The following is a 13,824-nucleotide window of genomic DNA, read 5'->3' on the forward strand; positions in this document are numbered from 1 at the left end:
GTATACTTGTTGCGTGATAGATGACGATCCGATTTGCATAGACAGACTTGAAGATCAAATAAAAAAAATACCGGAATTAATATTCAAGGAAAGTTACACAGATCCTTTAATGGCTTTCAAAGTGATGAGTGCAACAGGATTCCCAGACATTTTATTTCTTGATGTTGACATGGAGCAAATGTCAGGTCTTGAATTTATTACCATTATGCCCCAGCATGTTGCCACGATCTTGGTTACCGGGCACTCAGAGTTTGCTTTGCAGGCATTTGAGAAAGATGCGGTGCACTTCCTGTTAAAACCATTTTCATTTGTTATGTTCGCAAAAGCAGTCGAAAAAGCGAAGTTTAAAGTCTCTGCATTAGCAAATCAGTCCAGTGACTTGATCGTGAATAAGGCAGATAGGAAGATGGATCAACCTATCCTTATCAATCCAGGCTATAGGGGCACCGCATTCCAACTGAAGGCTTTAGAAATAATTTACATAGAAGCCACGGCGCATTCTGTTTACATAAAGTGCATTAATGATGAGTACAAAGTTAACACGAGTATTTCGGTGGTGGAAAGTGAACTGCCGCCAAATTTCCTGAGGGTTCACAGATCCTTCATCGTTAATATTGACTTAATTAAATCGCTCAACTTCTCAGAAATTTTTATGGAAAATAATAAAGTGATACCGATTGGTAAAAGTTACTTTGAAACTGTGCTCAATAAAATAAAAGCACGCTCAATTGTTATCAGTGGTGGTAGGTAAACAGATAGTTCGTGGCTCTGAAAAATATGTCTGTGATTTTATTTTAATGAACGTTGACTTGCACATAAATTGGTTGGAATTTTTAACCTAAATTAATGTGAAATGAAATTATTTAAGTACGGCTTGACCTTAACACTACTATTGATTATCGGGTTTGCGTGTAAAAAAAGTGTCGTAGTCGTTGATGAATCAGCAAAAACTATGCGAGACTGGTATGTGAATTCGGTATCTAATTCAAAATCAGTAATGCAATCAACAGACAATAGGATTTTTAAGATAGAACAGTTACCGGACTGGAATGCTGCCAAAACATTTCAATTGTCAGACGGTAAGGAGGTCGTAGGAGTTCCATTGAAAATTACAAATGCTGAACAGCAGAAAATAGGTGGTTCATTTATGTTGTTTATTACGAAAGACGGAAACAGCTATCGTTCATATATTGCTCATAATGATGAGGAAAGTTACTTCGAGAAAGATGTGAGCCTTTCTGATCTTGAAAAGACGTTTAAAAGCGTCGCCGAGCCTGTCAATCATGAGAAAAAATCTAATAAGGCTAAATTAATGGTCGAAGATCAGAGTGAAATATGTATCGACTGGTACTTGACTACGACCTACTATGATGAACATGGTGGGATTGTTTTTCAAACTGAATTTTATATGTATTCTACCTGTGCGCCAGTTGGTGGCACCGGAGGAGTTGGAGGCAAGCAGCAAATGATTCCGGAGGAAGAAGTTCTAGACCTTGGTGAACCTTCGAGTATTGATGATGGAAAAGATAGCGAAATCGAAGAGGTAGTTGGACTTGACACCTTTAAAGTGGCCCCTGTAAAGTGGAAGTTTTTTAACGCGCTAACTTTTTATGCACAGAGCAAAGAGCGCATTGTTGTTAAAGTAAACAATGGCAATAGGGTAATTACCGATATACATCATGACGGGCATCGATTAATTGGTGAAATTCCGGGCGTCAAAATTACTGTGCAACAGCCGTTGTTCACACCCTATCATGGCGATCATAATGCAGTAATGGAGGTTGACTACACCATGCACTGGGAAGGAAAAGGGGCTCTGTCTTGGTTAGATAGCCATATGCCAGATGTGTACAGTGTTGGTCAATGGAACGAATATTTTCAAAAAATCAACTAATGGTAAAAATCGGGTTGATGATATGCATGTTGCTGGGATTTGTTTTTGAAAGCAAATCCCAAACTCGCGCTGGTGTTTCGGAAGTTAAAGTTGTTGACGTGTTGTTGAATGTGCAGCAGTTTGATTTCACTAGCAAATCTATGATGAACATTGGAAATACTTTGAGATTTGTTTACATAGATCATTTTACAATGATTATCTCCAAAAGGATCGGTTATTTTTCTAATTTATCTGTCGACAACAAATCTGGCGAAGTCGATCAGAAGCTTTCACGGATCGATACCACCTATATGGTTCACGTCTTTTCAAATGCAAGTAACATTGGTTTGAAGTTCAATTTGGCTAATTTCCGTGAAGGGCACCCGAAAATTATCAAGAAAGATTCCTTGTTGAAACATATTGGTCTGAATAAGGAAAACTTAGCATATTTCGAAATGGAGCTAGGTACACCTGAAAGCGCCGAAAGATGTTCCGATACATTAATTGAGCGTTACTCGTTGGCAAAACATCCAGGTAAAATAAATGATAAGAAGAATGAAGCGCCAGATTCTGTATATCGTTATTATTCTAAAAACATGAATGACATTCCTTTCGTTATCTCATCAAAGCTAGATTCCCTTAGTTCATCAAAATATTTCTCTTCAAAAATAATTTTTAATCCGGTATTTGGAGCCGAAAGCACAAGTCCTGCAATTCCAAGAAGGGAATGGGGAATTTCAATAACTAGGGTCAACAATGACCAAGTTTTAATTTACCAAGAAATACTAAGAAAGTTTAACGGCGAGATTGGCAGGCTTGGATCAAATTGAATCTTTTAGGGTAAAATTCGAAGGTTAAAAAATGGATGAGAAATAGATATCAAAGATCATTAATCGCTGTACTTTTAGTCTTAGTACTGTCTTTTGGCAATCGGATACAGGCACAAACGAAACATAAAGTTTATTATACTATAGAAAGAGCATTGCAGTATCCTCAGGGAATGGAGCGATATGGTTCAATACAATATAAGAATAAGGGCTATGTTTTTGGATTTGCTATAAGTATAAATAAGCTCGGAGTCATTGACACGGTTCTGTTCTCTAACAGAACAAAATTTTTAGATAGTCTAGTCTGTTTTGATCTGGTTGAAAAACGGTTAAAGCAGGATTGTAAGGAGTTTAGTAAATTCATGAATACAGTACTTGTTGGTGCTGTATTGGTAAGGAGAGGTTGGGATTCGACCATTGATAATTTGCAAGATACCTATCAAAAATCCAAGGCGAGGCAACGAGAAGATTTCGATAGCTATTTCAACGGCATGATACCCGACATTGATGAAATATCAAAAACAAAATTTGTTAAATTGTTGCCATCTTTTTTGCTCATCATCAATAACATTGAACCTTAGAGATAAAGGGTGAGTGAGAACAGAGTTTCGCAATGTCAAATTAATTTGGACGAAATGCAAAATAAAAACGGTATCAATACACGGATTGAGGTGAAGCGGCGCTTCGAGGAATCAGACCACGCTTTAAATTTTTATAATTTCATCTCGCATAATTACCATTTGTTGTGTTTTATTATCCCTTTCAACCATTTGTTATTATGTTTTACTGGTGTGTTAATATTGGAAGTCTATACCTCTCATTGTGTGCTATATACTGCCACCATTCCCAGAACTGCCAAGGTCGGATATGGAAAGTGCGGTATAGTAAAATGTTATTGTTTTGCGGGTTGCTTCTTTTCCATCCGTCAAACTGGATTAGTCCTGCCTTGAAGTCCATTCCCTTGCCAGGCTCTTCGGAATACTGAAAGCTGCCATCGGCATTTTGATAATGATAGTTCTCCAATAGGAAAAACTGCGCTGGGGGAGTATTGCTCAGGATGATAACCGACAGGGCAGCGATGATTACTGTCCTAGTGGTATTTTTATGTGTTTTTGCTTGACGTTGTCGCTTTTCCATGTGCTAATATATAACGTTTAAAATTGTTTACTAATTGCATGGTCCCTTACTGGCAGGTGCACGGCCATCTGACCTTGAAATATCTGACTTAGGGTTTGTCACCTTCTGTTTGTCCAGCGCAGCTGCCATGCCCTGAGGGGTCATGGCAGCTCCTGCACCCCCTGGTCCAGCAAATCCAATCTGGGTAGTAGGATCTGGAATTGGAAGACCTGCCGCCTTGCCCGCATTGTATACAAAAGCGGCACAGTTGAAGTCTGTGAAGTGGTAGTTTGCAGGTGGGCTGGCAACATATTCAATGAGTTTTTTGAAACTTTCCGCATCTGTCCAGTAGGTGGCGCTCATCGTATATTCGAGTCCGCCGTTGTCGATCATGCGCGACTTGCTCACCAGTTTGTCTAGGCCGCTGCCAGTGGGATAAAAACCGATGGTCTGGGTAATGATCTGGTTGTTGGATGCCTTGGTGAGCTGGATGGCAACATGTCCAAAGGAATTCTGTCCGACATTGAAGGATGTGCCCGGTTGCGGCTCTAGCACTAGTACCTTTACCTGAAAAGCAGCAGAGCCATCTGGCAGGGTTGCAAAACAGTCCATCATTTTCTTAGGATCGACTGCACTCTGGTTTTCCATCGGAAGCTCCGACGGGGCAGGAGGACCTGGGTTTCCGGTATTGCCACCTCCACTGCCTCCACCGCCATAGGGAGGCTCGTAGCCGATTCCAGGGTCAAAGGTTCCACCGCCGCCGCCGCCAGATCCATCGTCATAAAATGAGTAATCGCAGATTTTCTCGGCATAAATGGTCAGCACTCCCTCTGCATCCATGTAACTGGTCTGGTACCAAACACAGGTTTCGATGACACGGGCCAAGGCAATTTTGCCGCTCGCGCCCATGCCTGCATTTTGTTCGAAATTCCCTAAAGGCAACAGGTTCGTTGTTCCATTCAGGTAGGCAGTTTTTTCTGCTTGTGTTGAAGGGCGGGATTCCCCGATAATTTTTCCTTGGCTGTAAAGTGTACCGCTTTTGAACCGGTAGGAAAGATCATAGGCAAAAATTCTGCCTGTAAAATCTCTGGAATCTACTTTTTGCTTTTCTTGAAAGTAGGTTGCATCGGGTATGATTTCGAGTATTTTCCCTTGGACTTCTCCAGTTGACCGGTCCTTTTCGATGGATAGCTGGCGATAGCCCTGTTTAACACCACCAAAGGTGGGCTGGCCTTTTAGCGGCAGATATACGCGGGCACCATCTGATGTTTGAACAGTCCTTGCTAGTTTCCAGTCAAGCTGAAGATCATTCAATTTAGTCATCCCTGAATTTTGGGACGTCCAGTGCTGCGCATCTGCGATGGTAAACTGAAGTGCTGTTTTTGGGTTTGTTGTTTCTGGTACAGGAAGTTCTTTTCGGCATGACCACAAAAGGGCAATGGTGACCAGTAGGGTTAGGGGCTTTTTCATAAGCTGATGTGTTTAAAGTGGATGATCAATGGTTTTTGGCAAGCCTGCTGCGCAGTTTGCTCAATGTTTCCCGGCGCATGTTCAAATAGCTTGCAATGTTCTGGGTAGTGGTGTGGAGGAAAATATCGGGGTGACGGTTCAGCAGCGCCTGGTAGCGTTCCTCTGGCGATTGGATACGGAGGAACAGCGCACGCTCCTCGGACTGGATGTAATATTTTTCGGTAACGATCCTGCCAAGAAGATTACCCTGGGGAAAATCTGCGTAATAGGATTGCAACTGGTGCCATGAAATCGATTGCAATATGGAGTCCTGTAAGATCTCCACATACTCATGGGCAGGCTGCTGCGTAAAAAATGAATGTACGGATATTACGATGTCGTTCTGGCCCATGAACCATGTGGTGTGTTCATTGCCATTCGGGTCAAGGTGATAGGCTCGCAAAAAGCCAAGCTTGACAAAGTAGATGCGTTTGCAGGTATCGCCTGGAGCAAGAAGGGTATGTTTTGCCGGGAACTGTTCCTCGATCACCTGTTCAAGCATCCGCTGCTGGAAGGGAGCAGGAAGTGGCGTAATCTGGCCAAGGACCTGCATAAGGTCCACTACTGGTTGTATGTTCTCCATACTGGAACGGCTTAAATGCCATTCGCCATGATGAAATTCTTCGGTTACTATCTTTCAACGTTTGGACTCAGCCTTATGTTTTAATATGCGATGTGCTTTACTAGCATAATCGGGTTTACTTGTAGCATAAACCTGCAGATGAATTTAAGTAGTTGGATTAATTATCCCAATCATTTCCAGTTTTAAGCTCAAGAAGATTGATAGGATAGTGATTACAATCACACAAACTAAAAGGTGCTCCTATTATTTTCCCACGCACGTTTCATTACCGAGTCCTCATTTATTGTGGCTGAGCACACGTTGGCATCTTCGATTATAGGTGAACTTTGAGGTATCAAGTCGCTCTCCATTTGTTTACCTAAATTTTATTGCCATGGAGAAAAAGTATCATGAGCTTTTGTTAAAGCTTGAAAGGGAACTAGAAAATTTTGTTGAGATGCAGCCCTTGGAAAGGATGCGATCGGAACTGTTCACAGTGAGAATTGCACTAGCCAAGTTGCAGGAAATGGTCTCGAAAAACAGTTTCACCTCGAAATCAGAAGAAATTTTGTTTTTCAAATCAATTAAACCACGGTTTTATTCGATTATAGTCTTAGCCGCAGAACGGTACAGCTTTGAAATGGCCAGGCCGCTACGCAGGGGTAAAGGGATGGATGCTTTTTATGGCAGGCAGCTGGACTATATTTCCAGGTTCTTCGACCAGCATGCCTTTCTCTACCAGTACTACCGGATGGGGGCGACCGAACTGGACGGGCTGTATTTTGTTAGGGGGAGAGAAATTCCGGGGATTATCGGGGCAGACCTGCCCGCATTGGATCCTTCGTTTTCCACCTTGGGCGATTACCTGTTCTCCAAGTTTATAGCGCTGGAGAAATTGCGCGAACTGGTGCTGTCCGAAATGGAGGTGCCGTCGCTTGCGGGAACTGGCGTTGTGCGTTCCAAAAAAGGAAGGGAACTTCGCTGGACGGGAGACAGCTGTAATCTGATCGAACTTGTCTATGGGATCTTCGACTGCAAACAGGTGAATGACGGGGAAGTGGATCTGTCGGACCTGATGGATGTTTTCGAGCAGTGTTTCCAGATCAACCTTTCTCGGTATTTCAGGAGGTTTACGGAAATCAAAAGAAGGAAGTCGATGTCGAAAACAAGGTTCTTGGATGAAATGGCGAGAGTTGTAAATAAGAGGATTGACGATGGTGATGCATATATACCCATGTCGATGAGATAGTAGCCTCGCGAACCTCCATACGTTGAAATTAGATCATGAAAAATTATGCTACGTATTTTATGACATAAGTGCATCACGTGCTGCAATTCAGAAAGGCTCGAAGGGGGCGGCCAGTTATGAATTGTGTAACTGTACAGGTTAATGTATTGCTTTCCTTTAAATTTCATAACCCATATTGGTTAATATTTCAAGATTTTGATTTAGTTTTATCTGATGAAGCTAAAGTAACCAACTCTCAATATGCCAGATAAACTATTTATTGCCTTTCACCAGGAAGACCAAAAGATATTCGATCTATTGGACAAACGGTTGAATGATTTTGCTATCGTCCAGCCTTCAGGGGAAATAACCGATAAGCATCTTCTTGAACTCGTTCAATTCAGTGGTGCTATGGTTGACATATTCCTGTTCTTATTTACTGAGAAAAACATCAACTCTGAAGGCTTTTTAGAGGCGTACAAGGAAGCGGAAAAGCTTACCCTGGGTGGAAATAAGCGAGTGGAGGCTTTTTTTCTGGGCGATCTGAGAGCGCCGAAGTACTTTCACGCAAGACCACACATGATCTTCAAACGGAACAGCGATCTTAACAGTTTAGCTGAACAGGTTGCTGCCCAGTTCCGAAAAAGAATCAGTACCGCCAATTCCCTGAAAGAAGAAAAGGCTGGGATAGATCTGGCTAAGATTGAGCAAATACTAAGAAACGATATATCCCATGGAGCAGTTATGGGACTGCCAGAAACCTCTTATGATGCATTGAGAGATTTTCTCGATGCAGTGGATAGTGACAAGACTTTGCTGTCCAATGATGAATTAAAAAAGGCTTATCTCAACATTGATAAATTTAGGCACCTGTTCGTTGGCAAACAAGGATATTACCTTCTGAAACTGAACCCAGGGAATTGGATCATTCCCGAGCTCAAGAAAGGATATAAAGCTAGGTTCCATTCTTTAGACCTCCAGAACAGGGAACGCGTAGATTATCAACTTTTCAAAGGATTAAAGATAGGTGACCAGCTGATAGGGTTTGCTTTTCATAGCTATATGTCTGTAGTTTGTGTGTTCAAGATCTGCAAGGTGCTTTCAAAGGATCCTCTTCATGGTGAAGGAATCGAGCTTGAAGTTGTTGATGCAGTAACGCCGAACATCCAACTCGAACAGTTTTCTAGTAGGATCAGTTTTAGGGACAAGATTGGCCATAATGCACCTGAGCGGATCTTTGCGATTTCAAAGGATCTTTTTGATGGGATTCTTGGTTCTAATACCGGACGGGCAAGATTTGTAGCGTCAAATGAAAAAGAAGCTGGCTATTCCAATGACTCAAACTTTAAACATACAACTGATCAGCTCGATTTTCAGGACGATATAGATTCATTTGCGGCGGTAATAGCACTTAAAAACCTGACGCCACCACTTGCCATTGGACTTTTTGGTGAATGGGGAACGGGCAAGAGTTTTTTTATGGAAAAGCTTTCCGAGCGCATCGACGAGCTCAGCAAAAGGGAAGGCAGTTCATTTGTGAAGAACATCGTTCACGTCAAGTTCAATGCATGGCATTATTCAGATACCAATTTATGGCCAAGCTTGGTCACTCATATTTTCGAGAAGCTGAATGATCACGCCCGCAATGAGAAATTCGATCAGGAATCAGTTCGGCAGCTCTATGCCAAACTGGATCTGGCCTCGGTTGAAATCATCGATACCAGTAGAGATATAGAAAAAATCAACCTTCAGGCTCAAGAGCTCCAAACAAGAAAAACTACAGTAGAATCGATTTTACAACGAAAAAAGGATCGATTGGAGAAGCTAAATGTTAAAGACATCATGGGCGCTGTCTTAACCGAACCAGAAATTGAGGATAACCTTAAAAGGATTAGTGAAATAGATCCCATCAAACAGAGCCTACAGAACATTGCTGAAATCCGCGAGAGGCTTTCAGAGCTAGACGGATTTACCAAAAGGATTGCCGAAGTGTATTCTTTGATCACAAAGGAAGGTAAGTGGTGGCACGTTTGGCTATTGTTTGTCCTAGCAACTGGAGCTGTTACATTGTTCTTTTTCCCACCTTTTCAGGACTTCATTACACCCGTATACGCAAAAGTGCTGGGATTTATAACCACTGGGCTCGTGTTCCTTAAAGGTCTTGAGTGGGTTAGACCTTACATAAAACAAGTCGAACATTTTTATTCACGGTTAAAAAAGTTAAAGGAAAAGATAGAGGAAAAGGCGCAACATATTCAATACGATGAAGATGAGGAGATTTCCAAACTGACTGGGGAAATCGAGGTTTTAGCAGCAAGGCGAGATGATTTTGAACATAAATTAGAGAGCAAGACGTTGGACCGGGACAAGGTACAAACCCAGATTGATGAAATAGGACGCGGCAAGAAAATTACGACCTTTTTAGAACAAAAAAGTGGCGAGCATGGCTATCATAGCGAGCTAGGCGTTGTTTCCAAAATACGAAAAGATTTTACCTTGCTAAGCCATCTTTTCAATCAGCAGAAAGCGGTTGAGGTAAAGCCAGAGAATTTTAAGGAAGTTTTCACCATTGACAGGATCGTACTTTATGTCGATGATTTGGACCGTTGTTGCGAGGAAGTTGTTATGAAGACGCTCGAAGCAATTCACCTACTACTGGCATTTGAGCTTTTTGTTGTTGTAGTCGGAGTAGATTCGTTTTGGCTGAACAAAGCGGTTGATAACAAGTTCACTGATTTTTTTGAGAGGAAAAATAATGAAGAAGAATTTCCTGTGGATAAGGCCATAACTTCATATGATTTCATGGAAAAAATCTTCCAGGTTCCTTTTGCTCTAAAGCCAATGACAGATCAGGGTAAGAGGAAGTTGATTGCCTATCTTACCGAGCCAGATCTTACAAAAATAGCGGATCAGGTTTCTGGTGGCGAAAAATCTGAGAAGTCAGAACAAGAAGATACAGAAGGTTCTCTAAGAGTTTCGGAAAAGGAGAAATTAGCTGATGACTTTCGAACCGAAGATGAGCTGGTTATTGAAATAGAGGAGCGTGTAACCCTCACTGCAGATGAAGTGAAATCCATTCAGGATATGGGCTTCATTTTTGGGCATACACCAAGAACGATCAAACGGTTTATCAATACCTACCGGATCATAAGGGCACATAAAGGATACATCAGTTCGTTAAAACATTCCAAAGTGGATTATATGCCTACCCTTGTGTTATTAAGTGTGGTCATTGGATGTCCCTTGCATGCGAGTAGATTTATAGGTCAGCTGAAAACTGCAAACCATATAACATTTTCACAATTCATTGAAGGTTTGGAAATCAACGAAATTAAAAGCATTTTGCAACAAATTCCCGAGGAGATCACATTGGCAGTTACAACTGATATGCTTCGTGAAAATTTGGAGTTAGTTGCAAGATTTTCTTTCAGGACCTAATCCCCTTTACATACATATCTTCAATTGAAAAGACTGCTTGATGAGCTATATATTGGCTTCATTAACATAACTACCAGCATTTTTGATACTGAAGTTTCATATAGGTTTTTATTTAGTTTTTGAGCTTTTGACCGGCTCTTCGTTTTATTGATAACTGCCATCCTTATTCTAGTAGCTATAGTTTGTGTTCCATAGTCGCTGGCTGCCCGGCTCCCAAATCATATTATGCTAATGGATACCCTTATCTAATGTGGTTTTAGTGGATTTGTTGGGCAGTATTATTTCCGTTTGTAGCACTAGATGGTAATCTTTAGCACAGATCAATGACTTTAAATTCAAATCGTCCACGTTTTTTTTTCATTTGTTTGGCTCCAATATTAGTATCTTTAAATTTCATGCAGTATGCATGGACAACTAAAGCTCTCCAGATGTCAAAGCAAAATGTAAAAAATATTGTCCTACCTCATAGTCAGGCAAAACTCAATCTTTATAAGACCTACCTGAACGAATATCTTCCAGTTTTGATGAATACCCCTTTCGTAAGCCACATCAATATTTATGATGTATTTTGTGGTGCGGGTATTTATACTGATGGCAAACAGGGAAGTCCGCTCATTGCTGCAAACTGCATAAATTCCAATTTGGATCAAGTTGAAAAGCGCAATGGTGATAAAAAAGTGGTTACCCTCACAGTGAATGACCTTGATGCTACTAAAGTCGATTTCGTAGGGCAAAAGTTGGACGAACTCTCGAATAAAAGGTTTACAACTATTCCATTAAATCTTACAGCTACAAAGATGTTTGAGCTCGTTAAACACGAAACGAGTAAATTTTCCAATAAACATAGAAGTTTGGCTTTCGTCGATCCTTATGGATACTCCGATATAACTAAAAACAATTTGCACGGGATGATACAGAATAAGAAAACGGAGGTAATCTTATTCCTTCCGGTATCGAACCTCTATCGGTTTTCCGATGCTGCTCAGACAAATATTGAAGATCCCGCTTTTGAGCCACTAAGGCGCTTTCTTTATGAATTCTTTCCTGAAGATTCCAAGGTGATGACATCAGGCATCAAAAATATCTATGATTATATCAACGAGATCAGGAAAGCTCTCAGTTTTAACGGGGAATTTTACAGCTCTGCCTATTACATCAAACGTGACAAGACGAACCATTACGCCCTATTTTTTATTGGACCTCATATATATGGGCTAGAGAAATTTTTGGAGGCGAAATGGAAAAACGATACACTGGGGCAGGGATTCGACGTTAGATATAGTGCTCCTTCATTATTTGACGATGCCTTGGGGGAGGCCGATATGTATAATACAAAATCTAAATTGGAAACGTGTATCAAAGAAAAACTGGCTAGTACGCCCTACATGTCCAATACTGAACTTTATGAATATATTCTTGTCAGCCAGTTTTTACCCAAGCATGCCAAATCTATCTTAGATAACCTTGTTGTAATCGGACTTTTGGAAATCTATGACGATAAGTTAGCTTTGCAGAAGAAAGTAAATTCTTATTATCTCACTTACACCAATTATTCGAAAAAAACCAATATATTGAAGTTTAAATTTAAGGCGAAAAATGGCTCAATCTAATATCGAATGGACGGAATTGACTTGGAACCCGGTTACTGGATGTACAAAGATCAGTCCTGGATGCAAATTCTGTTATGCCGAAACTATGACCAAGAGGCTAACAGCTATGGGAGTGGAAAAATACAAGGATGGATTTAAGGTCAGGACCCATCCTGATACATTAAACATTCCTTTTACTTGGAAAAAATCCAGGATCGTTTTCGTAAACTCGATGAGTGATTTGTTTCATCCAGAGGTTCCAATCGAATTCATTCAGGCGGTTTTCGCTGTGATGAACAAAACCCCACAGCATATTTACCAGGTTTTGACCAAGAGACCTGATAGGGTTTTGGAGATAGCTGATTCATTGAACTGGTCGAAGAATATTTGGCTTGGAACTTCTGTAGAAAATGAAGAATACACATTTCGTATAGAGGAACTTTCAAATTCTCCTGCGCAAACAAAGTTTTTGTCAATTGAGCCACTTATTGGCCCTATTGATTCAGTTGATTTCCCAAACATCGATTGGGTTATCGTCGGAGGGGAATCGGGTCAAAAGGCCAGGCCGTTGAAAGAAGAATGGGTTTCGGCAATAAGAGATTCGTGTGAAGGGAAGCATATACCATTTTTCTTTAAACAATGGGGTAAGGCCAAGTTCAATTCTAACCAGAATGACCCTACTATTGACCCTGCACATCCTAAGCATGCAAAGGGCGGATGTGAATTGGATGGCAAAATTTATAGGTCCATGCCCAAAAAAGCAGCTTAGCTTCAGCCATGGATTTAGCTCAATTCATTACAAAAATTGAAAAGGTAGGGGTAACAGAAGGACTGGAAAATTACTTTCGTGGCCATTCCGACTATACCTATAGGCTTGAGCCTTCAGTATATAGAAATGGTCTGATTGCAAGTGAGGATAAAATTTTTAAAGAGGCCATAATTCGAACCCCTTACGAATTCCAGCACCATAGGTCTACTTGCGAAAAGCTGGTGAAAATGCAGCATTATGGAATACCTACCCGGCTACTCGACATCACATCTAACCCCTTGGTAGCACTTTATTTCGCATGTAACGAATATCCAGACAAGGATGGTGAAGTAGTGTTCTTTCAGGTTCCAATGAATTTTATCAAATATTATGATAGCGATTCTGTAAGCGCATTGAGTAACCTCGCACGGCAAAAGTCTAGTTTTGAATGCGATTTTGGAAAGATGAGTATACGCAAGTTCAACCATCAATCTCATATGGGGTTTTTGCATCATTCAATAAAAGAAGAAAAGCCCTATTACCAAGAAATTATACATCCAGCAGATCTTGAAAGTGTGTTTGTAGTAAAAGCCATGCTCGATAATGCACGAATTATCAAACAGCAAGGTTTGTTCATGCTTTTTGGGATTCGGTCTAACAAGACTATTCCAGCAACAGTTCCGATGGAATGGGTGCTTAATATGACTCGCCCAGAAGTAAACTTTAAAATTCCCGCTAAGGACAAATTGAAGATACTGGCACAACTCGAAGTTAATGGGATTGGGAAAAGTACATTGTTTCCTGAAATTGAGTACCAAGGAAGCCATCTTAAACAGAAATATGCAAAAAGTTAGGAGCTAATTTGAAAAGCGAGTAAGCTATGCCAAACGTGTTCGCGATATCATTGACTCGTTTATTCTACTCTCCTAAACTT

The 13,824-nt window shown here is 40.8% G+C and carries 12 protein-coding genes; 9 read left to right on the forward strand and 3 right to left on the reverse strand.

Annotation, left to right across the window (positions count from 1 at the left end; translation table 11 throughout):
- Positions 1-13: 13 nt before the first annotated feature.
- The 4 genes from WG904_RS19385 (at position 14) to WG904_RS19400 (ending at position 3,281) form a co-directional block, all read left to right on the forward strand.
- The gene (locus tag WG904_RS19385) at positions 14-751 is read left to right on the forward strand and encodes a LytR/AlgR family response regulator transcription factor (RefSeq protein ID WP_339581010.1); all 738 of its coding nucleotides are present in this window, start codon (positions 14-16) and stop codon (positions 749-751) included.
- A gap of 102 nt (positions 752-853) precedes the next feature.
- Positions 854-1,894: a hypothetical protein gene (locus WG904_RS19390; RefSeq protein ID WP_339581011.1), complete on the forward strand. Its 1,041-nt coding sequence runs from the start codon at positions 854-856 to the stop codon at positions 1,892-1,894.
- Positions 1,894-2,703, forward strand: a complete 810-nt coding sequence (locus tag WG904_RS19395; RefSeq protein ID WP_339581012.1) for a hypothetical protein — start codon at positions 1,894-1,896, stop codon at positions 2,701-2,703. Before WG904_RS19390 ends, WG904_RS19395 begins: the two co-directional genes overlap by 1 nt.
- Positions 2,704-2,738: 35 nt before the next feature.
- A complete protein-coding gene (locus WG904_RS19400) occupies positions 2,739-3,281 on the forward strand; it encodes a hypothetical protein (protein ID WP_339581013.1) in 543 nt (180 codons plus the stop codon).
- 202 nt (positions 3,282-3,483) lie between these two features.
- Here WG904_RS19400 and WG904_RS19405 read toward each other — a convergent pair whose 3' ends face one another.
- From WG904_RS19405 to WG904_RS19415, 3 genes are read right to left on the reverse strand one after another with little or no spacing between them, the layout of a single operon-like run.
- Entirely contained in the window at positions 3,484-3,837 is a 354-nt protein-coding gene (locus WG904_RS19405) for a hypothetical protein (RefSeq protein WP_339581014.1), read from the reverse strand.
- A gap of 30 nt (positions 3,838-3,867) precedes the next feature.
- Complete coding sequence (locus tag WG904_RS19410) at positions 3,868-5,286, reverse strand: hypothetical protein (protein WP_339581015.1); 1,419 nt, start codon at positions 5,284-5,286, stop codon at positions 3,868-3,870.
- Positions 5,287-5,311: 25 nt separating this feature from the next.
- On the reverse strand, positions 5,312-5,908 hold the full coding sequence (locus tag WG904_RS19415) for a Crp/Fnr family transcriptional regulator (protein ID WP_339581016.1): 597 nt from the start codon (positions 5,906-5,908) through the stop codon (positions 5,312-5,314).
- A gap of 373 nt (positions 5,909-6,281) precedes the next feature.
- Between WG904_RS19415 and WG904_RS19420 the strand changes: the two genes are divergently transcribed.
- The 5 genes from WG904_RS19420 to WG904_RS19440 all read left to right on the forward strand — a co-directional run bounded on the left by WG904_RS19420 (position 6,282) and on the right by WG904_RS19440 (position 13,744).
- The gene (locus tag WG904_RS19420; RefSeq protein WP_339581017.1) at positions 6,282-7,136 is read left to right on the forward strand and encodes an RteC domain-containing protein; all 855 of its coding nucleotides are present in this window, start codon (positions 6,282-6,284) and stop codon (positions 7,134-7,136) included.
- 240 nt (positions 7,137-7,376) lie between these two features.
- Positions 7,377-10,553 carry a P-loop NTPase fold protein gene (locus tag WG904_RS19425; RefSeq protein WP_339581018.1) on the forward strand — a complete coding sequence of 1,059 codons (3,177 nt, stop codon included), beginning with the start codon at positions 7,377-7,379 and terminating at the stop codon, positions 10,551-10,553.
- 428 nt (positions 10,554-10,981) lie between these two features.
- Complete coding sequence (gene tcmP / locus WG904_RS19430; RefSeq protein WP_339581019.1) at positions 10,982-12,163, forward strand: three-Cys-motif partner protein TcmP; 1,182 nt, start codon at positions 10,982-10,984, stop codon at positions 12,161-12,163.
- On the forward strand, positions 12,150-12,911 hold the full coding sequence (locus WG904_RS19435; RefSeq protein ID WP_339581020.1) for a DUF5131 family protein: 762 nt from the start codon (positions 12,150-12,152) through the stop codon (positions 12,909-12,911). Before tcmP ends, WG904_RS19435 begins: the two co-directional genes overlap by 14 nt.
- 8 nt (positions 12,912-12,919) lie before the next feature.
- Entirely contained in the window at positions 12,920-13,744 is an 825-nt protein-coding gene (locus tag WG904_RS19440) for an FRG domain-containing protein (RefSeq protein ID WP_339581021.1), read from the forward strand.
- Positions 13,745-13,824 lie beyond the last annotated feature (80 nt).

This window comes from Pedobacter anseongensis, from assembly GCF_037482965.1.
Classification (GTDB): Bacteria; Bacteroidota; Bacteroidia; order Sphingobacteriales; family Sphingobacteriaceae; genus Pedobacter; species Pedobacter anseongensis.

Coding starts and splice junctions, on each gene's coding strand:
- WG904_RS19390 (WP_339581011.1), top strand. CDS start 854: ATGAAATTATTTAAGTACGGCTTGACCTTAACACTACTATTGATTATC.
- WG904_RS19395 (WP_339581012.1), top strand. CDS start 1,894: ATGGTAAAAATCGGGTTGATGATATGCATGTTGCTGGGATTTGTTTTT.
- WG904_RS19400 (WP_339581013.1), top strand. CDS start 2,739: ATGAGAAATAGATATCAAAGATCATTAATCGCTGTACTTTTAGTCTTA.
- WG904_RS19405 (WP_339581014.1), bottom strand. CDS start 3,837: ATGGAAAAGCGACAACGTCAAGCAAAAACACATAAAAATACCACTAGG.
- WG904_RS19410 (WP_339581015.1), bottom strand. CDS start 5,286: ATGAAAAAGCCCCTAACCCTACTGGTCACCATTGCCCTTTTGTGGTCA.
- WG904_RS19415 (WP_339581016.1), bottom strand. CDS start 5,908: ATGGAGAACATACAACCAGTAGTGGACCTTATGCAGGTCCTTGGCCAG.
- WG904_RS19420 (WP_339581017.1), top strand. CDS start 6,282: ATGGAGAAAAAGTATCATGAGCTTTTGTTAAAGCTTGAAAGGGAACTA.
- WG904_RS19425 (WP_339581018.1), top strand. CDS start 7,377: ATGCCAGATAAACTATTTATTGCCTTTCACCAGGAAGACCAAAAGATA.
- tcmP (WP_339581019.1), top strand. CDS start 10,982: ATGTCAAAGCAAAATGTAAAAAATATTGTCCTACCTCATAGTCAGGCA.
- WG904_RS19435 (WP_339581020.1), top strand. CDS start 12,150: ATGGCTCAATCTAATATCGAATGGACGGAATTGACTTGGAACCCGGTT.
- WG904_RS19440 (WP_339581021.1), top strand. CDS start 12,920: ATGGATTTAGCTCAATTCATTACAAAAATTGAAAAGGTAGGGGTAACA.